General features: G+C 41.1%; 24 protein-coding genes. 9 read left to right on the forward strand and 15 right to left on the reverse strand.

The features are described 5' to 3' along the window. Positions 1 to 12: 12 nt before the first annotated feature. Genes GKO22_RS08665 through pdxH form a run of 3 tightly spaced genes read right to left on the reverse strand, consistent with a single transcriptional unit; the run spans position 13 to position 2,368 of the window. On the reverse strand, positions 13 to 1,203 hold the full coding sequence (locus GKO22_RS08665; RefSeq protein ID WP_166334181.1) for an NADH-quinone oxidoreductase subunit D: 1,191 nt from the start codon (positions 1,201 to 1,203) through the stop codon (positions 13 to 15). Between the two features lie 2 nt (positions 1,204 to 1,205). Next, positions 1,206 to 1,709: an NADH-quinone oxidoreductase subunit C gene (locus GKO22_RS08670; protein WP_166334183.1), complete on the reverse strand. Its 504-nt coding sequence runs from the start codon at positions 1,707 to 1,709 to the stop codon at positions 1,206 to 1,208. A gap of 5 nt (positions 1,710 to 1,714) precedes the next feature. Further along, a complete protein-coding gene (gene pdxH, locus GKO22_RS08675; RefSeq protein ID WP_166334185.1) occupies positions 1,715 to 2,368 on the reverse strand; it encodes a pyridoxamine 5'-phosphate oxidase in 654 nt (217 codons plus the stop codon). 134 nt (positions 2,369 to 2,502) lie between these two features. Between pdxH and GKO22_RS08680 the strand changes: the two genes are divergently transcribed. From GKO22_RS08680 to GKO22_RS08690, 3 genes are all read left to right on the forward strand, one after another. Then, complete coding sequence (locus GKO22_RS08680; protein WP_166334187.1) at positions 2,503 to 3,069, forward strand: YqgE/AlgH family protein; 567 nt, start codon at positions 2,503 to 2,505, stop codon at positions 3,067 to 3,069. 24 nt (positions 3,070 to 3,093) lie between these two features. After that, on the forward strand, positions 3,094 to 4,347 hold the full coding sequence (locus GKO22_RS08685) for a PQQ-dependent sugar dehydrogenase (protein WP_240920227.1): 1,254 nt from the start codon (positions 3,094 to 3,096) through the stop codon (positions 4,345 to 4,347). A 277-nt stretch (positions 4,348 to 4,624) separates the two neighbouring features. Beyond that, the gene (locus tag GKO22_RS08690; RefSeq protein WP_166334189.1) at positions 4,625 to 5,002 is read left to right on the forward strand and encodes a DUF423 domain-containing protein; all 378 of its coding nucleotides are present in this window, start codon (positions 4,625 to 4,627) and stop codon (positions 5,000 to 5,002) included. A 16-nt stretch (positions 5,003 to 5,018) separates the two neighbouring features. On the opposite strand, the gene GKO22_RS08695 is transcribed toward GKO22_RS08690, so the two are convergent. The 5 genes from GKO22_RS08695 to GKO22_RS08715 all read right to left on the reverse strand — a co-directional run bounded on the left by GKO22_RS08695 (position 5,019) and on the right by GKO22_RS08715 (position 10,436). Then, positions 5,019 to 5,744, reverse strand: a complete 726-nt coding sequence (locus GKO22_RS08695) for a menaquinone biosynthetic enzyme MqnA/MqnD family protein (RefSeq protein WP_166334191.1) — start codon at positions 5,742 to 5,744, stop codon at positions 5,019 to 5,021. 4 nt (positions 5,745 to 5,748) lie between these two features. Continuing rightward, positions 5,749 to 6,366: a histidine phosphatase family protein gene (locus GKO22_RS08700; protein WP_166334192.1), complete on the reverse strand. Its 618-nt coding sequence runs from the start codon at positions 6,364 to 6,366 to the stop codon at positions 5,749 to 5,751. Positions 6,367 to 6,372: 6 nt separating this feature from the next. Next, positions 6,373 to 7,566 (reverse strand): aminofutalosine synthase MqnE, encoded by a 1,194-nt coding sequence (gene mqnE / locus GKO22_RS08705; protein WP_166334194.1) that lies wholly within the window; start codon positions 7,564 to 7,566, stop codon positions 6,373 to 6,375. 123 nt (positions 7,567 to 7,689) lie between these two features. Continuing rightward, positions 7,690 to 8,592 (reverse strand): transglutaminase-like domain-containing protein, encoded by a 903-nt coding sequence (locus GKO22_RS08710; protein WP_166334196.1) that lies wholly within the window; start codon positions 8,590 to 8,592, stop codon positions 7,690 to 7,692. A gap of 8 nt (positions 8,593 to 8,600) precedes the next feature. Then, positions 8,601 to 10,436 carry an ABC transporter ATP-binding protein gene (locus GKO22_RS08715; protein ID WP_166334198.1) on the reverse strand — a complete coding sequence of 612 codons (1,836 nt, stop codon included), beginning with the start codon at positions 10,434 to 10,436 and terminating at the stop codon, positions 8,601 to 8,603. A 230-nt stretch (positions 10,437 to 10,666) separates the two neighbouring features. Between GKO22_RS08715 and GKO22_RS08720 the strand changes: the two genes are divergently transcribed. Together GKO22_RS08720 and GKO22_RS08725 are read left to right on the forward strand one after the other, a co-directional pair. Next, complete coding sequence (locus GKO22_RS08720; protein ID WP_166334200.1) at positions 10,667 to 11,836, forward strand: pyridoxal phosphate-dependent aminotransferase; 1,170 nt, start codon at positions 10,667 to 10,669, stop codon at positions 11,834 to 11,836. Between the two features lie 23 nt (positions 11,837 to 11,859). Further along, positions 11,860 to 12,699 carry a prephenate dehydrogenase gene (locus GKO22_RS08725; RefSeq protein ID WP_166334202.1) on the forward strand — a complete coding sequence of 280 codons (840 nt, stop codon included), beginning with the start codon at positions 11,860 to 11,862 and terminating at the stop codon, positions 12,697 to 12,699. Between the two features lie 124 nt (positions 12,700 to 12,823). On the opposite strand, the gene rpmA is transcribed toward GKO22_RS08725, so the two are convergent. The 5 genes from rpmA to GKO22_RS08750 form a co-directional block, all read right to left on the reverse strand. Next, positions 12,824 to 13,087 carry a 50S ribosomal protein L27 gene (gene rpmA, locus GKO22_RS08730; RefSeq protein ID WP_066751365.1) on the reverse strand — a complete coding sequence of 88 codons (264 nt, stop codon included), beginning with the start codon at positions 13,085 to 13,087 and terminating at the stop codon, positions 12,824 to 12,826. Between the two features lie 74 nt (positions 13,088 to 13,161). After that, positions 13,162 to 13,473, reverse strand: a complete 312-nt coding sequence (gene rplU, locus GKO22_RS08735; RefSeq protein WP_066751363.1) for a 50S ribosomal protein L21 — start codon at positions 13,471 to 13,473, stop codon at positions 13,162 to 13,164. Positions 13,474 to 13,569: 96 nt separating this feature from the next. Beyond that, the gene (locus GKO22_RS08740; RefSeq protein ID WP_166334204.1) at positions 13,570 to 14,067 is read right to left on the reverse strand and encodes a hypothetical protein; all 498 of its coding nucleotides are present in this window, start codon (positions 14,065 to 14,067) and stop codon (positions 13,570 to 13,572) included. A gap of 107 nt (positions 14,068 to 14,174) precedes the next feature. Beyond that, the gene (locus GKO22_RS08745) at positions 14,175 to 14,903 is read right to left on the reverse strand and encodes a DUF3307 domain-containing protein (protein ID WP_166334206.1); all 729 of its coding nucleotides are present in this window, start codon (positions 14,901 to 14,903) and stop codon (positions 14,175 to 14,177) included. After that, a complete protein-coding gene (locus GKO22_RS08750; RefSeq protein WP_166334208.1) occupies positions 14,897 to 15,496 on the reverse strand; it encodes a SatD family protein in 600 nt (199 codons plus the stop codon). Before GKO22_RS08750 ends, GKO22_RS08745 begins: the two co-directional genes overlap by 7 nt. A gap of 218 nt (positions 15,497 to 15,714) precedes the next feature. Here GKO22_RS08750 and GKO22_RS08755 point away from each other — a divergent pair, with 218 nt between their 5' ends. After that, complete coding sequence (locus GKO22_RS08755; RefSeq protein ID WP_166334209.1) at positions 15,715 to 16,590, forward strand: PPK2 family polyphosphate kinase; 876 nt, start codon at positions 15,715 to 15,717, stop codon at positions 16,588 to 16,590. Positions 16,591 to 16,662: 72 nt separating this feature from the next. Further along, on the forward strand, positions 16,663 to 17,043 hold the full coding sequence (locus tag GKO22_RS08760) for a hypothetical protein (RefSeq protein ID WP_166334211.1): 381 nt from the start codon (positions 16,663 to 16,665) through the stop codon (positions 17,041 to 17,043). A 16-nt stretch (positions 17,044 to 17,059) separates the two neighbouring features. On the opposite strand, the gene GKO22_RS08765 is transcribed toward GKO22_RS08760, so the two are convergent. Then, the gene (locus GKO22_RS08765) at positions 17,060 to 17,740 is read right to left on the reverse strand and encodes a carboxylesterase family protein (protein WP_166334213.1); all 681 of its coding nucleotides are present in this window, start codon (positions 17,738 to 17,740) and stop codon (positions 17,060 to 17,062) included. A gap of 106 nt (positions 17,741 to 17,846) precedes the next feature. Between GKO22_RS08765 and GKO22_RS08770 the strand changes: the two genes are divergently transcribed. Next, entirely contained in the window at positions 17,847 to 19,079 is a 1,233-nt protein-coding gene (locus tag GKO22_RS08770) for a metallophosphoesterase family protein (RefSeq protein ID WP_166334215.1), read from the forward strand. 18 nt (positions 19,080 to 19,097) lie between these two features. After that, on the forward strand, positions 19,098 to 22,139 hold the full coding sequence (locus tag GKO22_RS08775) for an SbcC/MukB-like Walker B domain-containing protein (protein WP_166334217.1): 3,042 nt from the start codon (positions 19,098 to 19,100) through the stop codon (positions 22,137 to 22,139). A 48-nt stretch (positions 22,140 to 22,187) separates the two neighbouring features. Here GKO22_RS08775 and GKO22_RS08780 read toward each other — a convergent pair whose 3' ends face one another. Further along, complete coding sequence (locus GKO22_RS08780; protein ID WP_166334219.1) at positions 22,188 to 23,048, reverse strand: polysaccharide deacetylase family protein; 861 nt, start codon at positions 23,046 to 23,048, stop codon at positions 22,188 to 22,190. Positions 23,049 to 23,147 lie beyond the last annotated feature (99 nt).

The following is a 23,147-nucleotide window of genomic DNA, read 5'->3' on the forward strand; positions in this document are numbered from 1 at the left end:
ATAATTGAATAATTAACGATCTACCTCCCCAAGTACGATATCGATCGATCCCAATATAGCGATCAAATCAGCAATCAACACATCCTTTCCCAACGCAGGCAACACTGAAAGGTTATTGAAACTTGGGCCACGTGCTTTCACACGTCTTGGGATATCGCTACGCTCTTGCGTTACGAAGTAAAAACCGAGTTCTCCTTTCGGATTTTCAGCGCGTACATAGTAATCCTGCGGTTTTAAATTCACTTTTTTGGGCACCAGTGCACGCGGATCAAAGTCCGGCGTCCGTTTAAAATCGGAGGTCAGTCGGGCAAGACACTGTTCTATGATACGAATCGATTCCCGCACTTCGTCTACACGAACCTTGTACCGATCCCAACAATCACCTTTTTGTCCCATTTTCCCTTCTCCTACCGGAATGTCAAATTCCAATTCAGGATACACAGAATAACCATCCACTCTGCGCAAATCCCACTTGATACCCGAACCACGCAACATAGGACCGCTACAACCGTAATTGATCGCTACGTCTGCAGGCAATACACCAATATTTGCCGTTCTTGCGATGAAAATTTGATTGTTGGTCAGAATTTCATCTAATTCATCCAATTTGGGTTTGAAATAATCCACAAGTTCGCGACAGCGCTCTTCAAAACCGACGGGCAAATCATAAAAGAGACCACCAACCCAGATATAATTATAAAGCATGCGCGAACCAGAAGCCCATTCTAACATGGCCATAATATGTTCGCGATCGCGAAAACACCACATAAAAGGAGTAAATGCGCCAATGTCTATTCCATACGTACCGATCGCAATCAGATGGGAAGCTATGCGATTCAGCTCACAGACCAACACCCGGATGTATTCTACACGCTTCGGTATGGATTGTTCCATTCCGAGCATGCGCTCTACTCCCATCACAAATGCATGGCTATTATTCATAGAAGATAAATAATCCAATCGGTCTGTGAATGGTATGCTCTTTCCAAAATTCATGGATTCGGCGTGCTTATCAAAGCAGCGGTGTAGGTAACCCAGATGCGGTATTACTTCTTTGACAATCTCCCCATCGGTAATCAATTCCAAGCGCAAGACACCGTGCGTAGACGGGTGTTGTGGCCCCATATTGATGACCATTTCCTGCGATTGGATAGAATTTATCTTTTCTTGATAACGTGCTAAAGCTTCGTTGTATCGACTCATGGTTAATCTTTTACCGGTATACCGTGATAGATTTCTGGATCTTGATAATCTTTTCGAAGGGGAAATCCTTCCCAATCATCGGGCATCAGAATACGACGCAGATCGGGATGATCGGTAAAAAAAACACCCATTAGATCGTACGCTTCCCGCTCATGCCATTCTGCCGTGCGCCATACCGAGGATACCGACGGCAGCTCTGGAAGCAAATCAGTAGAACGATCGTGCTCTAAGCGTACTTTCAACGTGAGCTGGCTTTGATGCGGAATAGACGCTAACTGGTATACCACTTCGAAATACGATTCTGGAAAATAATCTACTGCGGCGATATCAGACAGGAAATCCACATAAAAAGCGGGATCGTTCCGTAAGAATAAGCATACCGCCAGTAAATAATCAGGATGTATGTATAATGCAGGCTGCAAACCTGCTAACTGTACGTCTTGCACAGCGTCTGCATGGACTTGCTCCAACAGTACAGTGCGTAAATGCGCTATTTGTTCGCTCATGATTATTATGGGGCTAAACGTTGCATCTTCCAAACTTGGTTTTCTTTCACATAAGCTATTCGATCATGCAATCGGCTTGCTCTGCCCTGCCAGAATTCCATTTCTACTGGGCTTACCAGATATCCGCCCCAATGTGCAGGTCTTGGTATAGTAAGATCGCCAGCGTATTCGGCATCTATTTTAGCCACCCGCTCTTCTAAAAAAGATCGATCAGGAATAATCTGGCTTTGAGGCGACGCTGTAGCACCGATCTGACTACCACGCGGTCGAGATTGAAAATATTGGTCTGACTCCGTTTCTGGAAGTTGTTCGATATTGCCAACAATACGCACTTGTCTTTGTAATTCTGGCCAAAAGAAAAGTAAAGATACAGCAGGATGCTGTGCAATCTGATGTCCTTTAGCACTATGGTAATTGGTATAAAAGCTAAATCCAGTAGATTTGATATCCTTTAAAAGCACCACGCGAGCTTGGGGCATTTGCCGTTCATCGATAGTAGATAATACCATGGCTGTCGGCTCCATTACTTCAGCACGCAATGCCTCATCCAACCAAGCAGAAAACTGCTGAATAGGATCAGCCAGTGCGTTTTCGTAATCGAATGATCCTTTAACGTAATCCTCTCGAAGGTCTGCTAATTCTTGTCTTATAATCGCCATCAAAACATCTGTTGATATGCACAAACTTAATCAAAAGCACCTTGTTTTACCCATAAGGATGTTAAATTTATTGTCAAAAACTAGGGATTACTAGACACAATCGATAAATTTGGTCTACGAAAGGAGGATCATGTATGTTTAGCGAATACGAACCAAAGCAAGGGAGCTTATTGGTGTCAGAGCCTTTCATGCTCGACCAGAACTTTGAACGTTCTGTCATTTTGTTGTGTGAGCACGATGCCGACGATGGTACCGTCGGATTAATTTTAAACCACCGATCGTTCATGGTATTATCCGATATTGTCGATGGTGTAGAAAACCCTAACTTCCCGGTTTACTTAGGAGGTCCAGTAGAACAAAACACACTCTATTTTGTTCATGAGGCGTATGATCGCCTACAAAGCGGCACGCATGTAGTTGATAACTTGTATTGGGGCGGCGATTTCGAGCAGCTCATAGCGCTCATTAATCGAGGTGAAATATCTTCTGACGAAGTGAAGTTATTTCTTGGATACTCGGGCTGGAGTCCCGATCAATTAGAACGTGAAATACAGCAAAACTGTTGGGCAGTACACAATTCATACAGTACAGATTTAGCTTTCATAATTGATGGTGAAGATCTGTGGAAACATACCTTGGTTAGCTTAGGACCGAAATACGCACACGTTGCCAATTTCCCTAAAAGACCAGAATACAATTAATTGCATATATCACTATATCATATTATGAAAAACGTAAAATTTATGATTCCTACAGCCTTAGCTGTGGCCTTAATGACTTCTGCATCATGCAGTGGTACAAATTCAACTGCAGAAAATCCCGACAATGTTAGCGACACGACTTCGTATCCTCCCGTCGAAAAAAATAAAGCAAATACAGATTACAAACCTGCATTTGAGGGACAAACTCGAATCGCTGGGGTGAAAACTAGCACCGCATTTGAAGGCAAAATGATTACTGATGCATTGACGTCACCTTGGGGAATCGTTGAATTGCCAGATGGCCGATTATTAGTCGCGGAAAAAGCAGGTAATATGCGTATCGTAGATGCAGAAACGGCGAAAGTTAGCGAGCCAATCACCGGCTTACCAAAAGTAGATGATAATGGGCAAGGTGGATTATTGGGCTTAACGCTTGATCCATCTTTTGAATCGAACAGAATGGTATATTGGGTATTTTCTGAGCCTGCGGCGAATGGAAATCATACTGCTGTAGCAAAAGGTAAATTGGCGGCAGATGATAGCAAAATCGAAAATGCACAAGTCATCTACCGCGCGCTGCCAACTTATGATGGCAAATTGCACTACGGCGGTCGTGTGGTGTTTGACAAAGACGGAAACTTATTCGTAAGCACCGGTGAGCGTTCTGATTTAGAAACTCGTCCACAGTCACAAGATTTGAAATCTGCACTAGGAAAGATTCTTCGCATTACGACAGATGGTAAAGCAGTAGCCGGTAATCCATTTGAAGGACAGGCAGATGCTTTGCCTGAAATCTATTCTTACGGACATCGCAATACACAAGGTTTGGCATTCCATCCTGAAACAAGCGAATTGTGGAACAGTGAATTTGGTCCACGTGGCGGTGATGAAATCAACTTGATCAAAGCGGGTAACAACTACGGCTGGCCAGTGATTACTTATGGCTTGGAATATAGCGGTGATCAAATTGGCACACCTGTCATTCAACAAAAAGAAGGCATGGAACAGCCGGTGTATTACTGGGATCCAGTATTGTCTCCTAGCGGAATGACTTTCTACAAAGGAAGCAACGTGCCTGAGTGGAAAAACAACCTATTCATCAGCGGGTTAAGTTCGACGCACATCGCACGTATCGTCATCAAAGACAACAAAGTGGTTGGCGAGGAGCGTTTGCTGGCTAGCGAAGGGCAACGCTTCCGCGATATCACCCAAGGTAAAGGTGGTGCATTGTACACGGTTACGGATAGCGGTCGCTTATATAAAATAGATAAGAAATAAAAAAGTAAGTTGTTGTCGGTAAAACGACGATGATTTCTCAGATCCCTTTTAAAGAAATCTTATATAAGATTACTTTAAAAGGGATTTTTTGCTGAAATATGATAAGCCACCGGGATGATCATCAGATAAAACGTATTACTACGCGTTTTTTGAGATTAAATTAGGTTCTTTGAGGTCTGTAGCTATTTCACTATCAGATTGATCAATACTATTATGAATATTTGATTCCCAAATCACGAATATTATATAAATTAGGCTCACTTTTTACATCATCAAAATGAGAACAACAGTATTGCTTGCGGGCGCCGTTTTTGGCTTTTTAGGAATCGTTTTCGGCGCTTTTGGTGCGCATGCATTGAAGAAAATACTGTCGGAAGAAAAAGTAGCCTCTTTTGAAGTTGGTGTGCGATATCAGATGTATAGCGCGATCACATTGCTTGTTATCGGCTTTGGTCTTGATTTTGAGTTACGGATAGCGCGCTTGGCATTTTTTGGAATTTTCTACGGAACTATGGTCTTTTCTGGCAGCATCTATCTGCTATCTTTCAAAGAATACTGGAAAGCCGAAGGATTGAAGTTTTTAGGTCCAATTACTCCTCTTGGCGGCTTGCTACTACTCTTTGGTTGGGCTTGTATCTTTCTTAGTATTATTTAGATAATAACTCAGCTATTTATAAAGTCTGATATAGCTCCAAATATCGCGCTATCGCTAGCCTTTTTTCATCTGTAAGATGAAAGTCTAATTTATTTTTCAGGTAATCTTCGAAATCAAAATTTGGAAGCACAGGCAATGCTGCGATTACCTCATCCATTTTTGTCAACCCATAAGCTATAGCGTCGTTAAACTCTGTTTCAAATGCAGCTGGTAATTCTTTATTGGCAGCCCAAACGGCAAAAGCAAATGGAAGGCCCGTAAATTCTTTCCAGCAAGCACCTAGATCATACGCATAGGCATGCTCGCTTTTTTGTCCAAAGGTACGGTCACCGATCAGTACTTCTGCATCAGCATCTCCGGCTAAGACTACGTCCACATCTTTACGCCAAAAGTATTTAAATAATATACGAGCTAGGCCATTTGATGTTTTAGATTGCGGATCCAGACGTAAGACCTTCACTTCATCCATAGGAACTTTTGAAAAAACAAAAACCGAATCCACCGCACCATCACTACCAATACAGTAATCTCCCACAATATGATAGTTGGGAATATCGAGCAATGCTTGTATTGGAATAATGCCGAGGTCAGCTTCATTTCGAATTACTTTTTCTGCACAGGCACTGGGGTAATCCATCAACAATTCTGCATCACTACTTATCGCTGATGATGCTTGTAAACCTTTTAGAAATGGTAAAGTATTGGTATAGGTTGCGACCGCAATCCTTATTTTATCAGACATTTATCTATAATTCGTCTAAGTGTTTGGTATTGTAGTAATCTAATATGCTGTATTTTCCATCTTCATACTTGACAACGTACAACGCGGTATTAGTATGTGGAAAATCATCCATCTGGGAAATGGCTATTCCGGTAAGGTGACAAAGCAAAATACGCAAAGCACGTCCATGCAAACATACAAGCACCAGTTCTTCGTCTTCTTGTGCAAGCATATGATGCATGGCTTCCTGCTGTCTTTTAACCAATGCATTGGGTGATTCGCCATTTTCCACGGCTACATCCAGCAAATTGTTTCGCCACTGATCGACCAAAGCTTTAAAACCAGCCATAATCGTTTCATCCTGCTCTCTTCCCTCGTAGATTCCCCAACTAATCTCGTCCAAACCAACCAACTGCTCGGTTGGAATTCCCTTTTTAATAAAAGAGGCGACAGTCTCGTGTGTACGGAGCAAGGTAGAGGTATATATTTTATCAAAAGGAACGTGCTTATAAGCTTGATAGAAAGCTTCTGCTTGCTTTCTTCCCATTTCGTTTAATGGAGAGTTCACGCCACGTCCTTGTACAATTCCGCGCAGGTTGAGGTCGGTCTGTCCGTGTCTAATGAAATAAAATGTTTTCTTCAATATCGCTTAGTTTACTACAGGTAATGCGTAATAGTTTTTCTTCGTGTCATTGTCAAATGTCACATCCTTAAAATCGGTGACTACATTATACACGGTATCACGCTCCACAGGATGGCGACCTACGTTACGAATTAGTTCTACTAATTCTTGTGTGGACATTGCTGGAGTTTGTTCCTCCGCACCTGCCATGCTGTAGATTTTAGTGGTATCATCCAATGTACCGTCAATATCATCTACGCCAAAACTCAATGACATCTGTGCCGTATCGCGCGATATCATCGCCCAGTAAGCTTTGATGTGTGCAAAATTATCCATATATATTCTGGCAATAGCATAATTGCGCAAATCTTCAATTACAGAAACCTCTGGAACATGCTCCATCTGATTGTCTTTATTTCGAAATTTTAATGGGATAAAAGTTTGAAAACCTTGCGTTCGATCTTGCAGTTGGCGTAATCGCTCCATGTGATCTACACGATGCCAATATTGTTCGATATGTCCGTACAACATCGTAGCATTAGTATGCATGCCAAGCTTATGTGCTTGCTCGTGAATATCCAACCATTGGTCGGCAGTACATTTGTCGTGTGCGATCTTTTCCCGAATCTCTGGATGAAAAATCTCAGCTCCACCACCAGGCATGGAATCCAAGCCAGCTTCTTTCAAATATTTCATGCCATCGTAATGCGACAGCTTTGCTTTTTTGAATATATAGTAATATTCTACGGGTGTTAATGCTTTAATATGCAAGTCAGGACGGTGTGCCTTGCAACGTTGGAAAAACTCTGCGTAAAATGCTAAGTTTTGCTTAGGAACTACACCGCCAGTAATATGCACTTCCGTCACAGGCTCTCCATCGTACTTCTTGACCACATCAAGCATGCCATCCACATCCATCTCCCATCCTTCTTCGCGTTGCTTGATCATGCGTGAATACGAACAGAATTTGCAATCGTACACGCAGACGTTAGTAGGCTCTATGTGAAAGTTTCGATTGAAATAGGTGATATCGCCATGTTTCGCTTCGCGAATGTAATTAGCCAATACACCAAGATAGGATAACTCCCCATGCTCATATAAGTACACACCTTCATCGAAGCTGATCCGCTCGCTATCGCGCACCTTCAGCGCTATCGCTTTGAGCTGCGGATCCAAGTTGGCGTTATTGATCAAAAAATCTAGTTTCTGCTGTGCGTCCATGCCACCCTCCTAAATATCTAACAGATACAAATGTATCAAAAAATCCCCTAAAAATAGTTGTGCCAACAGCATATTAACTACATAAGAATGCTATTATAACCCCGTTAATACAGTTTCTTTTAATTATTGTTTTACCTGTGGATAGAACTCTTGAATAGCATGCGTATACACAGCTGTATTGAGTCGCATCATCTTCTGAAAATATGCTGGTTGCGCTGCACCTATCGGATATAAAGTCAATTGACGCTTATTTCCAACAATTCTATCCCAGATTGTCGTAGGGCCATTTTGCAGGGATACGGTGAAATAATACAAGTATGGAGCAATCCATCGTTTGTAATCTTCTTTGCTTATGGAATTATTTGGATTCAATAATTCAAAATCCCGACCTTCAGCGATGCAAGCCTGCAGCTCTACGGCATTTAATGGCGTACCATCTCGTACGGTAATTACATCGTATTGCGGATCTATAAAAATCCACTTGTTGATGTCGGCAATATATACTTCATTGGCCACATGACCACCACCCCATTTCACTTCAGAAATATCGCGAGTCATCAAACTCAATTGCCTCGTCGCGAAACCTAAAGATGCTAAACACTGTTGAGCCACGGTCGCATATTCGACGCAGCGAAATCGGCGTCCTTTCTTCGCTTCTTGCAAGATATAAGCAGCATCATGGTATTCTGGTATATTTTCGCCATCATGCTCCCACCGACTTTGTACCCAACTCTGAATAGCTGTAATTTTATCGAAATCGCTTTCGCAATGTTGTACGATACTATCCAAATTGTATGTTTCACGCAAATAGGTATAAGCTTTGCCATGAGACAAATCGGGATATTGAAGCGTTACAGAAGATGGTTGCTCGTAATCAAATGTCAATGAATGTATTGTCGAGTCTACACGATCCTTACCAATAGGAATAATACCGCCCAACCTCGGCGACATCCAGAATATAAACAATACAACGCAACCAATAAGTCCGAGTACTATTTTCCATGCGATACCCCAGACTTTTCTCATCAAAGCACTTAATTAGAAAATTGCTGCATTTCGATCAAACGATTATACAATCCGTTTTGTGCGATCAATTCAGGGTGTGTACCCACTTCTCGAATAGACCCACCTTCTAATACGATAATCTTATCCGCATTGTGTATAGTGCTTAATCGATGTGCGATTACCACCGTGGTACGGTTCTTCATCAAAGCATATAATGCATCTTGCACCAATTTTTCGGATTCCGTATCCAAAGCAGATGTAGCCTCGTCTAAGAGCATTATCGGCGGGTTTTTCAGCACGGCGCGAGCGATACAAATCCGTTGGCGCTGTCCACCCGACAACTTAGAACCGCGGTCTCCAATATTGGTTTGATAGCCGTCTTCCGTCTTCAAGATAAACTCATGCGCATTGGCAATACGTGCAGCCGCTTCGACCTGCTCTGGTGTCGCATCTGTATTAGCAAAGGCAATATTATTATAAATAGTATCATTGAACAAGACAGACTCTTGATTGACCACGCCAATCATGGCACGTAAATCTTCCTGTTTCAAATCTCGCAAATCTGTACCATCAAAACGAATAGCCCCACTCGTAACATCCATAAACCTTGGTATAAGATCTACCAAAGTAGATTTGCCGCCACCAGAAGGTCCTACCAAAGCGACCGTGCCACCTTTGGGAATATCTAGATTTATATCACGTAAGACTTCATGCTCACCATAAGCAAAATGCACCTTTTCGAAAGAAATGCCTTGCTTAAAGTCGGTCACCGCTTTTGCATCTGGAGCATCTTTCACTTCATTCTTCTCATCAATCAACGCTAATACACGCTCACCAGCGGCAATACCATTATGGACACTACTAAATGCATCAGTAAGTGCTTTTGCTGGTCGCATTACTTGAGAGAATATTGCAATATAGGCGATGAACTCAGAAGCGCCCAACTCTCCGCTTCCACTCAACACCAAATGACCACCATATACCAAAATAACGGCCACCATCACCACGCCTAGCAATTCGGATACAGGCGAACCCATTTGCTGGCGGCGAACCATTCTACGCATGATATTGGCATAACGATGATTCTCTCTGTTGAAACGATCTTTCACAAAGAAATTGGCGTTGAATGATTTTATAATTTTGACACCAGAAAGCGCTTCATCCAAATAGGTGATCATATTCGCATAAGATTGTTGCGCTTCTGTTGCTTGCGATTTAAGTGTTTTTACAATTCGTGAAATAAAAAATGCTGAAACAGGAATAACCAAAAGAGAAAACAACGTGAGTTTTACCGAAAACACAAAAAGCATAATCATATAAGCGATTAGCTGTAATGGTTCTTTAAATGCAACCTGCAAGGTACCAGTTACTGAAAATTGCACCACCTGCACATCTGATGCTATCTTTGAGATCACATCTCCCTTTCGTTGATTGGTGAAATAACCTAAATGCAAACTCATTACATTATCAAATACAGCCCTACGAAGATTTAACAAAGTATGAATCCGGAGATTTTCCATGATACGTTGGGAAAAATATCGAAATATATTGCTGATGAGCACCGAGATTACAATCACAATACACACATACTTCAATGCTTCGTACGGACCAAGATCGTAATACAGCCTATCGGCATAATAGGTAAACCAACCACCTATATCAGTCAATTCTGATGGTTTGGCTATCACCTCTGTAGCAATCATTCCTTCGTCGCCCGTCCCTTTAAAAAGCACTTGTAGCAATGGCGCCAACAAAGCTAGGTTCAATGTGCCAAATATCACTGTAATAAGTGTACAGATGATGTATGGTATAGCATATTTTGCAATGGGATTAGCAAAAGATAATAGTCTAAAATATGTCTTCATTCAGTATTTTAATTGTACAAATGTAGCAAAATTTGACCTACTGCATTGGTTTTATGCGAATAGCAACAACATTGTGTCATTATTTTGATATTTAACTAAATTGGAAGAATAGTCAAATATTTAATTATCGTAACTGCTGCGCATTTCAAAAACGGTCACTAGATTAACGTAAAAAATTAATACATTCGTGCTTCAAGCACAAATTTGAGAGACATTATTACCATATACACATGCAGATAGCCGTAGCAAAACGCCTTGAACAGACGCAAGAATACTACTTTTCGAAAAAGCTTCGTGAGATAGAATCCTTAAATAAGGCGGGCAAAAACATCATCAATCTGGCTATAGGAAGTCCAGATCTACCACCTCACCCTACCGTTGTACAAGAATTAGTAAAAACTGCTTCTTTAAACAATGTGCACGGCTATCAAAGCTATAAGGGTAGTCCTATTTTGCGGGAAGCTATCGCAAACTGGTATAAAAAATATTACGTCGTAACAGTAGATCCGGCAACCGAAGTATTACCTCTCATGGGATCAAAAGAGGGCATCATGCATATTTGCATGACGTATCTACAGGCTGGAGATAAAGTCTTGATTCCAAATCCCGGATATCCCACCTATGCTTCGGCTGTGCGCCTTAGCGAAGCTACTGCTATTCCATACAAGCTTTCGGAAACCAACAATTGGTTGCCAGATTTGCAAGCCTTGGAAGCAAATGGCTTGCAAGGAGTGAAAATGATGTGGATCAATTATCCACACATGCCAACTGGAGCCAAAGCAACTACGGCATTTTTTCAAGATATTATTGCCTTTGGCAAAAAACACAATATCCTGATTTGCCACGATAATCCGTACAGCTTTATACTCAATGAAGAGCCTATGAGTATTATGCGTGTAGACGGTGCGATGGATGTGGCTATAGAGCTTAATTCCTTAAGCAAGTCTGTTAATATGGCCGGATGGCGTGTCGGTATGATGATAGCAAAAGCGGATCGAATTGACGAGATTTTACGCTTTAAATCCAATATGGATTCCGGCATGTTTTTCCCTGTTCAAGCTGCTGCTGCCAAAGCATTATCACTCGATCAATCATGGTACGACGAATTGAATACTATTTACAAAAAACGTCGTGAAAAGGTTTTTGCGATTATGAATCTGCTCGGATGTAGCTATCAAAAAGAACAGGTTGGGCTATTCGTGTGGGCTAAAGTATCAGATCAATACAAAGATTCTTACGAATTAACTGACAGCATCTTATATGAAGCCAATGTATTTATTACTCCTGGCGGAATATTCGGTGACGCCGGCACGCAATACATCCGCATTAGCTTGTGCGCGACGGAGGAAACATTCGACCGTGCCTTCGAAAGAATACAAAAATTATCTACTAATACATAACCGATATCAATATGCAAAATACTATGAATATTGCTATTGTCGGGGTCGGTCTTATTGGTGGATCGATCGCTATGCGGTTACGGGAAACCCATTTTGCTACGCGCATTTATGGAGTTGACAAAAGTGAAAGCAACCAGAAAAAGGCACTGCAACTGGGATTGGTAGACGAGATTGTAGACTTAGAAACCGCAATCGCTAAATGCAAAGTGTTGGTTTTAACCGTACCTGTGGATGCGATTATGCAACTTGCTCCTTACATCTTAGATAGAGTCGACCAACAAGTGGTGATCGACATGGGATCTACTAAGATCAATATATTGCAACATATAGAACAACATCCTAATCGTGGCCGTTATATTGCAGCACACCCGATGGCTGGTACCGAATACTCGGGACCTGAAGCCGCCATTCCAGATCTATTTCGAGATAAAGTAATGGTTTATGTAGAGGCGTTTAAAACCGATGAAGATGCGTTCGATATCGCCGAGAGCATTAGCGAACAATTGGAAATGCGATCTGTCTTCATGAACGCTGAAGAGCATGATATGCATACGGCATATGTATCGCATATTTCGCATATTACTTCCTTTGCATTGGCACTAACTGTGCTACAAAAAGAAAAATCGCAAGGAAGAATCTTCGAATTAGCGGGTTCTGGTTTTGAATCTACCGTGCGTTTGGCGAAATCTTCCCCAGATATGTGGACTCCTATCTTAAAGCAAAACCGAGAAAACGTCTTGGAGGTCTTAGAAGAACACATCAAGCAATTGCAAAAGATCTACAACAATCTCGAAGAAGAAGATTACGAATCTCTGTATAAGCTAATTAAGCGTTCCAATAAAATTAAGCGGATTATACGGTAAGAGGCTATTGTTTCGCCAAGACGAAATTGCGAAGCCAAGGGGTGCGAGACTAAAGCAATCTATAGAAAACCAAAAAAGCCCTTGAACAATTTGTTCAAGGGCTTTTTGATGAAATAAGGTATTCTTAGTTCTGCTCAGCAGGAACTACAGAAACGTATGATTTATCGTTCGCTTTTTTGCGGAAAACAACTGTTCCAGCAGTCAAAGCGTACAATGTATGGTCTTTACCGATACCTACGTTAGCATCAGGGTTGTGTTTTGTACCACGCTGACGAACGATGATGTTACCAGCGATCGCTTGTTGACCACCAAAGATTTTAATACCTAGTCTCTTGCTATGTGACTCACGGCCGTTCTTGGAACTACCCGCACCTTTTTTGTGTGCCATTTTCTTATCTTAATTTATGACGTTAAGTCAGATTAAAAATTCAATTATTTTCAAAGTCTCTTCGACTTCTCTACTTACAAACTAATACCAGTGATCTGGATTTTAGTGAAACTTTGACGGTGACCGTTTTTCTTTTTGTAGCCTTTACGACGTTTTTTCTTGAAAACGATTACTTTATCACCTTTCAAATGAGACAAAATCGTAGCTGAAACTTTAGCACCTGAAATACTAGGTGTACCTACAGTGAATTTACCACCGTCTTCTGCTAACAATATGTTGTCAAATTCAATACTAGCGCCTTCATCTCCCTGCAAACGGTGCACGAAAAGATATTGGTCTTTTGCAACCTTGAATTGCTGTCCTGCTATATTTACTATTGCGTACATTGTTATTTAATTAATTTGTTTGTATTTATTGATCGGCAAAGATAGAAATTACGATCTATAAATACAAACAAATTATGGCGCTAAATTCTATTGTTTTTAGCGCCCTAGTAACGCTAGCTCACTATCTGTATACATTTTTGCTCCGTCCAAATAATTATATATTAATTGCTTTGCGTGTTTATCCGACATCTTGTGCAAATTATTCATAACAAATGTTTTATCGTTTTCCACTTCGCTATGATATCCTAAATATTTTGGTGAATAGTACTGTATACACAAGCGGATGAATCGTAGCTCTACTTCTTGCGGATTGGCTTCTATTAGATCTTCCAACATACTCTTAGCATTTTTGAAGTAGCTCATCTTCTTGATCGGATTGGCTGTGTGCTTGGCCATAAACATATGAAAAGCAGCCTCATAACCTTTTTCTACCGGTGTACGAGCCGTTTCCTGCAAATGCTCATGATATTTTTCACATAGGTCTTTGTTTTTCACACCTTGATTGAAATTTTTTCTGGCACCGTTCAAATCAGCCTTTTGTGCATGGCACAAACACACTTGTAATAGCAGGAGGCAAAGGATGTATATACGCATAATCAGTTTATTTTGACACTTATCTGATGGAAGTTACAAAAAACAGACCAACTATTTCAAATACAAATGATTAACACAACAAAAATTGACGGACTTAAACATATTCGCTACAACAAATTCTCACGCGCATATTTTAGCAACACACCTAGGAGCAACGCTATTGTAAAACTTAAAAAAGTACCCAACAAGATGTATTCTGTAAATTTTGTGTTCTTCGCATTGGTTAGATCGCCAAAACGAAAGATAGATTTTGCTGCAAGCAGAAACCCTATTCCTGGCAAAAAATTTAGTTGAATAAAAATGACCACCATCAGCCGTTCTAAAATACCAATAACTAAACCGGCATCCAGCAATGTTTCCGTTTTCTTTCCCGTAAACGCCTGCTCTGTATCCCATCTGCTAAAAAACACACGCATGATTATCGGTGTTACAAATACTAATACCAGTAATGTGAGTAAGTATAGCACATTGGTTGGCGACCATAACTGTAATTGTTGAAAATAGTTAGGATAGTAAAAAATCATGACTACGGAGATCATGAGCAAATGCAGGATTTGATCGAAAACAAAAGCTTTAAATGGCTTGGTAGGCCACTGATCCTCATACCAAATCTTTAAGCTATCAATTGCCAGATGCGTCGCGACAATAAATATGATCCCTTGCCAATGATCAACAAGTGTTGCAGAAAAAATCAGTAGTAATGCAAGTGCATGTATGCCTACATGCAACAGCAAGTACTTAATGTGTACCCTCCTTTTCTCGACCAAAGACTTTGGCTGCAACACAAAATCCCCCAATACATGCGCTAGCAAAAATTGCAGTAAGACTATTAACATTGTTTCATAATTAATTGTGTACAATAATTGGCACTCTCTTGAATCTTAGCAAATCCTGCTTTCGTCAATTCGGTACTTAGTTGGCTTTGATGTTTACGATTCAGTAGCTTAGCAAGCTGCACTTGGCTTTTATCAGGGTTTTCTATTGCTGCCGCAAAAGATTCGGCCATATTGACTGTCCATCGCCCCATAATTTCAGTGCATAATCCCATAATAATATTAACGATCTTATCCACTTCTGGCCAAGGGCTACTCATCTTAAAAAGATTGCGCCTCAGATCGTCAAATGCTTCACCAGATCTAATATACGCTTCTCCTGTTGATTCTCTGACTGTATTTGCCGCTTGATTTATTTCACCAATGCCCAATCCGAGACGCACGCGTATGCCATCTATCGTCTGTAACCGAGCCATCAAGACGACAGCACACACGATCGCTTTGTCTAGGGGCATGATCGCCTGAAAACTATCACCGCGATAAATGTCGTAGTTATCTGAATAGACAGATAGCACTAACCTCAGCTGTTCGCCCCATAATTGGCTATCGACCATTCGCGAGTTTACAATATCTCCTGTTAGTATAGCGTATTTCATAGCAATAAGTTGTAAAATCAAATATAATAAATTATCATCAAAATTAGTGATAATTTGATTTATCACTAATATCAATGATATTTTGATTTATCAGCAATATTAATGATAATTTGATTTATCACAAATAGGAGTGATATATGCGCAGCACCGAAACCTGTATACAAACCATTATAGCGTTCTATTGTTAACTATAATGTAAAAACCTAATACACAAACTAATGAGTCTATACAATAATAAATACCAAGCCACGAACGATTTTTTGATTGATGAAGCACCAACCAAGATAAAACCAAAAATCAAAAAGAAAGAGGCGAAGTCTCGTTTAAAGAAAATCCGTAAAGAATTAGCCCACTTACAAGACGTGATGTACGCACACGACCGATACAGTGTATTGATCTGTATACAAGGGATGGATACTTCCGGAAAAGATTCATTGATTCGCAGAGTTTTCGAAAAGTTCAATGCGCGCGGCGTAACGGTTCACAGCTTCAAAGTGCCCACATCCATAGAGCATCAACACGATTATCTATGGCGACACTATATCGCGCTACCTGGAAGAGGCAAATTCAGCGTATTTAATCGTACACACTATGAGAACGTCTTGGTGTCACGCGTGCATCAACATAATTTAGCCGATGAACACCTTCCCGATGTGGTAGATACGGATCATCTGCCGACCGATTTCTGGAACAAACGTTTCGAACAGATCAACAATTTCGAGAAGCATTTGGTAGAAAATGGCACGATCATCTTCAAGTATTTCTTACACATCAGTAAAGAGGAACAGAAAAACCGCATCTTAAGAAGATTGAATAATGAAGATAAAAATTGGAAATTCTCTCCAAGTGACCTTTCCGAACGAAAGAAATGGGACGAATACATGCAGTATTATGAAGATGCTATCAGAAATACAAGTACAGATAGCGCACCTTGGTACATCGTTCCCTCCGATAATAAATGGGTAGCTCGTTACGTAGTAGCTAAAATTTTGTTGGAGATACTCTCGGAACGTAAAGACATCAAATACCCTGAATTACCAGAGAAGATCATGAACAACATCCAATCGTACAAAAAAGAACTAGAAAACGAATAATCACAAAAGAGCATCATTATAGTGCTGATTTGGAATATTTTACTAAATTTACAGTAATATAAACCTATCATTATGCAGACAAAAACAGAGTTCCTAATCTGGGACAAGATTGTATGCAGCGCTAAGAAGAGATTTGACAACACTGTATATGTCAATAAATTAAGCGGAATAGATCCGGAGGTCTATGATAAATTGGTGCTACATATTATATTAGGATTCGCGTGTGGAGAGGATCACAACAGCATATCGACCAACTTACACAATGAGCTGGAACATATCGGTGTGAAAGTTCGTGAAGATTCACTAGATAAAGTGCTAGCCGATAAGCACGAAGTATTTAACAGCGAGATTTATGCCGCTTACATCGCATTCAGCATGCTCGAAAACGGAGCCAGCGAGCATGAGGTCTTAGGTTGCGTTACAGATCTTTTGGAAAATCCTGAAACGACATAAATACAGAATCTATAATTTATAGCGCATAGCCAAACATCCAATCGTAAATCGCATCCTGATGGAAAAGGTTTTCTACACTGCCATGTGTACCTCCGGGTATCACAGTTAGTGTGGCGTCTGATTCTGGATTGCACGACTTAATGGCTTTATATATTTTCTGCGACTCGGAGAGCGGCACGACCCGATCACTATTGCCATGTTGAATCCATAAAGGCACTTGCGTAAGCCCACAAGCGAGCGTCAACGTGCCACCTCCACATATGGCCACTGCTGCCGCAATTCTATCTGGATATTTCCCCGCCACATCCATCGTACCATACGCTCCCATACTCATTCCACAAACATAAATACGATTTGGATCGCCACCATGGTTTTCCAACACCTCGTCCACGATATTCATCACTTTATCAGCATCCCACCCATTCGATGTTTGCGGAGCGACTACAATCGCATCGATTGAACGCCCTTTTTCCATCGCGCGCAAAACGCCATAACGCTTTACACGGTTGATATCAGAGCCAGACAAACTTCTACCATGTAAGAAAACGAGGATAGGTAATTTATCAGCTTTCAGATCGGTTTGAGATGGCGTGTTTACCCAATACGAATAACTACCTTTTTTATGGACAGCTTTGAGCTGAGCATGTGCTATAGAGATGGTGACAAAGAAGAACACCAGCAAATAGATAAAACGCATAAATACTGACTGTTGACGATTAATAACGATTTCGAAGATAGCAAAAATAGTCCGACAAAAATAAAATCAGTAATTTTAACGTCTTACACGGAAAGAAGCTTTAACTATGCGCATATTACATACAGCAGACTGGCATTTGGGCAAACGATTAGATTTCTTTTCCCGAATACAAGAACAACAGGACGTACTAAATGAAATCTGCGAAATAGCAGATAAAGAAGATGTAGATGTAGTACTGGTGGCTGGCGATCTATTTGACACATTTAGCCCTCCCGTAGACGCGATCGAATTGCTATATGGCTCGCTAAAACGGCTAACGAATAACGGTAAACGTCCGGTTATTGCCATTGCTGGCAACCACGATTCTGCGGATAGAATTGACGCTCCCGATCCATTAGCACGTGCTTGCGGAATTATATTTGTAGGTTATCCCAATGCGCAGCTTAATGCATCAGCTACTTCCCAAGGATTTAGCATCACACACACCGATAAGGGTTTTATAGAATTACTTCTTCCTCGTTTTAATTACCCACTGCGCATCATTGCTACCCCGTATGCCAATGAGCTTCGCTTAAAGCAATATCTCGGAGAAGGTGATGATCGAGACATCAAACTGCATGAAATATTAGCGACGCATTGGCATGATCTTGCCGGTCGGTATTGCGATGCACATGGTGTTAATCTATTAATAACACATTTATACATGATGAAGCGCGGTGGCGAAATGCTGGAAGAACCAGAAGGCGAAAAACCACTCAAAATAGGAAACGCAGATCTGATCTACACCGATGCGATTCCATCGCAGATACAATATACCGCATTAGGTCATTTACATCGCCATCACCAGCTCGGCACAGCATCGTCGCCCATTGTATACTCTGGTAGCCCTCTCGCCTATTCATTCTCCGAAGCAGGACAAGAAAAGAAAATAATCCTAGTCGATCTAGCGCCCAACGAAAATGCCCAATATGCGCAGCAACGTTTACATGGCGGCCGAACGCTGGTGCGCAAACGATTTGATGATATCAATACAGCGGTAGCATGGTTGCAGAATAATCCGAATACCTTGGTAGAATTGACGATGGTGAGCGACACATTCATGACCTCAGCGGAATTAAAAAGTTTGCAAGAAGCACACGATGGCATCATCCATATCATACCGATCGTACAAAGTAATAGCAGTTCGCTTGCCACCGAAAAACCTCTAGCCGACTTGGAGAAAGATGTAAAATCACTCTTTGTAGATTACTTTCAAAGTCGCTACGGTCAACAGCCTAACGATGAACTACTCTCGCTGTTTGAAGAAATCAATGGTGAACTAGACACGTCAGAATCTTAACACCCCAAAATTGCTTACATGTTACCTATATATTTAAGTATTGAAGGATTTTACTCCTATCAGGAAAAGCAAGAAATCGATTTTACGGCGCTAACCGAGGGAGGTCTGTTTGGTATTTTCGGAAGTGTTGGATCGGGAAAATCATCTATTCTAGAAGCAATTAGTCTCGCACTATACGGCGATACCGAACGCTTAAATAAGACGGATAAGCGTGGCTACAACATGCTTAATCTCAAATCTGCACAGGCAAAAATTGTATTTGATTTTCTAAATTTTGAAGGTGAAAAATTTAGATTTACAGCACAATGGCGACGTAGACCCAACAAATTTGAAGACACCAGCACCATCGAACGTGCTGCTTATATATCCGAGCAAGATCGTTGGATTCCATTGGAGTCTGCCGATGGTTCATTGGTCACCAACCTTTCGTACGCTAACTTCCGACGTACTATTATCATTCCACAAGGCCAATTCAAAGAATTTTTAGAGCTGAAAGGCAAAGAACGTTCGGAGATGTTGAAAGAAATATTTCAGCTAAACCGCTACGATTTAGGGCCAAAGGTCTCTACCCTGCAAAGCGCAAATAACCAGAAACTCGAAAATCTAAAAGGAGCTCTGTCTGGTTTTGAAGGCATATCTGCAGAAGTGCTGCAAGAGAAAGAACGACAACTGAACACAAATAGAGAGCAGCTCACAAAATCTAAAACGGAATTAGATCGATTGCAAACGCAGGTTCAAATCTTAAAAGAAGCCGCGGAGCGTCACCAAGAGCTTGCCGATAAAAAAAGAGATCTCGATAATGTGTTACAGCAAAAGGAAAAGATTGATCAACTGCGTTATGAATTGAAGATCTACGAGCAAACAGCCAATCTATTTCGTGAGCCCATGGCTTCTCGCCAACGTCTGGAAAGAGAAAAAGAAGCTGTAGGCATGCGAGTAGAGCAACTTCAAGGACAGCGCAAAACCCTTTCAGAACAGATCGATGTATTACAAGAAAATTTGCGCGTCGTTGAGCTGAATTACAAACAGATCGAACGCATGCGTCAGGAACAAATTGACCTGCAAAACCTAATCCACATCCGTAAAAATGAAACCATACTACAGCAAGAGCAAGCCAATTTAAAGAAAGGAGAACCTTTCGTAGAAAAGTCAAAGCAGGAACTGGCAGAAAACAACGAGTTATTAGCCAAAACAGAGCTAAAGTTAGAGGATCTAAAGTCGAATAGATTTGAGGCTTCCGAACTCTTAGAAATCGAAGCTTGGTATTTGGGTAAAGATAATTTAGATAACCAAATCGAGTCCTTTGATCTGCAGAAAAAACAATTGCAAGATGAGTTAACGGCTATCCGACAGCAATTTCAGGCCAAAGGCTTTAAAGAAGCAAGCTGGGAAGAGGAGATCAAAGCACAGGAAAACCTGTTGCAAGAAGCCATGTCGCAATTACGAGAGCAAGAAACACATTTGCAGGTTCAAGTACGCTTAGGCGATTTTGCACACAGCTTGCAGGATGGAGAAGCATGCCCATTATGCGGTGCATTAGAGCATCCACAACCTATGTCGGGCGAGCAAGCGACTCGGGAAATGGAGAATGTTTTAGCAGAAAAAACTAAGCATACAGTACAGCAAGCTGCTATCCAGCAACTAACTACCGAACTAGCACGACTTTCCAATACAGCACAGCACAAGATAGAAAATTTGGAAAAGCTAGAAAGTGATCTTAGCACTTTGCAGACGCAAATGACCAAGCATAAAGAAACTTTCCGCTGGGATCTGTACTCTCCTGAAGATAAGTCCTTATTTGGCGAGCAAAAACTGAAAAATAAAAAAACCGAGGAAGCAATTCAAAATCTAGAATCCGAAATAAAACAGCTTCGTACGGTATCTACCCAGAAAACAGATGAAGTAGCAAGATTTGAAAAAAGATTACAAACCATTATCGAACAGATTGCGGTAGCCAAAAGATTGATTGCGCAATACAACGAGCAGCTACATACGCTAGACGAAGCCTTGTATAAAAGCTACAGCGAAGCAGACTTAATCAACCTCAAGCAGCAAACAGAGTTAAACATAGCTCGTACCATCGAAGATTACGAACTGCTAACTAAGCGTGTTAATCAAAAAAAGAATGAATTTGCAGACATTGCCGGTCAATATCAACTATCAAAAGAGCAATTTGGTACTTTACGAGAAACACTGGCCGCTAGTCGTGCAGAGATTGCACAATTATTGGCTAGCAACCAATACGATGACTTAGCACAGGTACAGCAAATTTTAGACAAAGATCTCCCCGTCAGTCAAATACGTAGCGAGATTCAAGAATTTGATATCCAGCAGCAGGTGCTGGAGCGTCAAGTGGAAAATCTGACCATCCGTACACAAAACGACAATTATACGCCAGAAAAGTTTATAGAAACTCGCGATCGCTATGTTGCACAACATTCGGCTTACGAAGAAGAGTTGGCAGGTTTTGGTGGATTAGAGCGCGAGTTAGGTCATCTCACGGTAGAATTTGCCAAGAAAGAAAGGCTCCATGAGCAATTTGAAGCGCTCAGCAAACGGGCAGATCATCTCAAAATAATGGACAACTTATTCCGAGGCAACGGTTTTGTCAATTATATTTCTACCATTCACATGCAACGCTTGTGCGAGATTGCAAATCTGCGATTCCATCGACTCACGAAGAACCAACTTAGTTTGAGTGTGAGTGATACGAATGATTTCGAAGTAATCGATAACTTGAACAATGGTCACCACCGATCCGTCAAAACTTTATCAGGTGGCCAAAGTTTTCAAGCATCGCTTTGCTTGGCGCTTGCTTTAGCAGAAAATATCCAGTCCCTTAACAAAGCGGATAAAAACTTCTTTTTCATCGATGAAGGATTTGGTACGCAAGATCACGAAAGTATCAATACCGTATTCGACACGTTACAGTATTTGCATCAGGAAAATCGAGTAGTAGGCATTATATCGCATGTAGAAGAACTCAAGGAACGTATGCCGCGTGCGGTCACGGTCACTAAAGATTTTGAGCGTGGTAGCATCGTGAGTCACAGCTTTTAGTCAATAAAGAGTATACATGTTGCTGGCAAGAACCACCAACATGTATATTTAATATTTCTTCGGATAGTCGGTCATGAACTCAAAGTTGTAATCCGGGTGTTGTTTCAAGCTATCAATAAGTGCACCCAACTGCTTCTGTGCTTTCGGTAATTGAAACATATCGTCATGCATCAGCAAAACCACATTATTAGGATACAAGCCCATATTCTTGTCTAAGAATTTTTTCATGGCTTTATAGGTCATGTCTACGGTTTGTTCCGACTCGCCAGTTTTCCCATTTATCCGCCACTCTACATCCCAACCAAAAATCTGGAAACCATCTTCGTGCAACATTTCGGCAGTAGTACCACCATTGCGTCCATCCAAACGTTTCACATCACCAAACATCCAGATATTTCTTCCAGGTAAACGAGCAACCTTGTGTTTCAAGCCCAAATCCTCTTGCGCGCGGATAAAATCGGTATACGCCACTGTCGGATCGGCATAAAAAGTTTGATAACGATGATTGGCATGTGTATAGCTATGATTGTAAGCTTCTACCAGCGGGTTATCTAAATACTTTTGCAAAGAACTAGTCAGTTTTTTGCTCATTTTGGCATGTTTTCCAATAAGAAACACACTGCTCTTCACACCTTTAGCAGTTACAATCGAATCGATCGCCTTACTACCTAATAACGGTCCATCATCAAAAGTGAGGTAGATGTGTTTAGGTTTTTTCTTAAGCTCGCGATAAATGGAATCTTTCAACATGTTTCGTGCTACCTTTGGATCAATTTTATTGATTGAATCTACCGGCGCAAAATACAACAGCCCTTTCTTAAGGGAATCCAGCTTATCCATCAGCAGACTCGGATTCGCTAAGCGAACTTGGTCAGTCCCCACAGTATCATAAGGTGCCGATGTGAGCACTTTACTAGACGTAGAATTGCAAGCATTTAATAGAACCGCGCTGCTAAAAATAGCAACACTCAAAAACAAAAACCTACTGCGCATAATCATAACACCAAC

The sequence above is a fragment of the Sphingobacterium chungjuense genome (assembly GCF_011316935.1).
In the GTDB taxonomy this organism is placed as follows: domain Bacteria; phylum Bacteroidota; class Bacteroidia; order Sphingobacteriales; family Sphingobacteriaceae; genus Sphingobacterium; species Sphingobacterium chungjuense.

What these genes read in the sequence shown, in the direction of transcription:
- GKO22_RS08665 (WP_166334181.1), bottom strand. Translation starts at nt 1,203, where the DNA reads ATGAGTCGATACAACGAAGCTTTAGCACGTTATCAAGAAAAGATAAAT.
- GKO22_RS08670 (WP_166334183.1), bottom strand. Translation starts at nt 1,709, where the DNA reads ATGAGCGAACAAATAGCGCATTTACGCACTGTACTGTTGGAGCAAGTC.
- pdxH (WP_166334185.1), bottom strand. Translation starts at nt 2,368, where the DNA reads ATGGCGATTATAAGACAAGAATTAGCAGACCTTCGAGAGGATTACGTT.
- GKO22_RS08680 (WP_166334187.1), top strand. Translation starts at nt 2,503, where the DNA reads ATGTTTAGCGAATACGAACCAAAGCAAGGGAGCTTATTGGTGTCAGAG.
- GKO22_RS08685 (WP_240920227.1), top strand. Translation starts at nt 3,094, where the DNA reads ATGAAAAACGTAAAATTTATGATTCCTACAGCCTTAGCTGTGGCCTTA.
- GKO22_RS08690 (WP_166334189.1), top strand. Translation starts at nt 4,625, where the DNA reads ATGAGAACAACAGTATTGCTTGCGGGCGCCGTTTTTGGCTTTTTAGGA.
- GKO22_RS08695 (WP_166334191.1), bottom strand. Translation starts at nt 5,744, where the DNA reads ATGTCTGATAAAATAAGGATTGCGGTCGCAACCTATACCAATACTTTA.
- mqnE (WP_166334194.1), bottom strand. Translation starts at nt 7,566, where the DNA reads ATGGACGCACAGCAGAAACTAGATTTTTTGATCAATAACGCCAACTTG.
- GKO22_RS08710 (WP_166334196.1), bottom strand. Translation starts at nt 8,592, where the DNA reads ATGAGAAAAGTCTGGGGTATCGCATGGAAAATAGTACTCGGACTTATT.
- GKO22_RS08715 (WP_166334198.1), bottom strand. Translation starts at nt 10,436, where the DNA reads ATGAAGACATATTTTAGACTATTATCTTTTGCTAATCCCATTGCAAAA.
- GKO22_RS08720 (WP_166334200.1), top strand. Translation starts at nt 10,667, where the DNA reads ATGCAGATAGCCGTAGCAAAACGCCTTGAACAGACGCAAGAATACTAC.
- GKO22_RS08725 (WP_166334202.1), top strand. Translation starts at nt 11,860, where the DNA reads ATGAATATTGCTATTGTCGGGGTCGGTCTTATTGGTGGATCGATCGCT.
- rpmA (WP_066751365.1), bottom strand. Translation starts at nt 13,087, where the DNA reads ATGGCACACAAAAAAGGTGCGGGTAGTTCCAAGAACGGCCGTGAGTCA.
- rplU (WP_066751363.1), bottom strand. Translation starts at nt 13,473, where the DNA reads ATGTACGCAATAGTAAATATAGCAGGACAGCAATTCAAGGTTGCAAAA.
- GKO22_RS08740 (WP_166334204.1), bottom strand. Translation starts at nt 14,067, where the DNA reads ATGCGTATATACATCCTTTGCCTCCTGCTATTACAAGTGTGTTTGTGC.
- GKO22_RS08745 (WP_166334206.1), bottom strand. Translation starts at nt 14,903, where the DNA reads ATGTTAATAGTCTTACTGCAATTTTTGCTAGCGCATGTATTGGGGGAT.
- GKO22_RS08750 (WP_166334208.1), bottom strand. Translation starts at nt 15,496, where the DNA reads ATGAAATACGCTATACTAACAGGAGATATTGTAAACTCGCGAATGGTC.
- GKO22_RS08755 (WP_166334209.1), top strand. Translation starts at nt 15,715, where the DNA reads ATGAGTCTATACAATAATAAATACCAAGCCACGAACGATTTTTTGATT.
- GKO22_RS08760 (WP_166334211.1), top strand. Translation starts at nt 16,663, where the DNA reads ATGCAGACAAAAACAGAGTTCCTAATCTGGGACAAGATTGTATGCAGC.
- GKO22_RS08765 (WP_166334213.1), bottom strand. Translation starts at nt 17,740, where the DNA reads ATGCGTTTTATCTATTTGCTGGTGTTCTTCTTTGTCACCATCTCTATA.
- GKO22_RS08770 (WP_166334215.1), top strand. Translation starts at nt 17,847, where the DNA reads ATGCGCATATTACATACAGCAGACTGGCATTTGGGCAAACGATTAGAT.
- GKO22_RS08775 (WP_166334217.1), top strand. Translation starts at nt 19,098, where the DNA reads ATGTTACCTATATATTTAAGTATTGAAGGATTTTACTCCTATCAGGAA.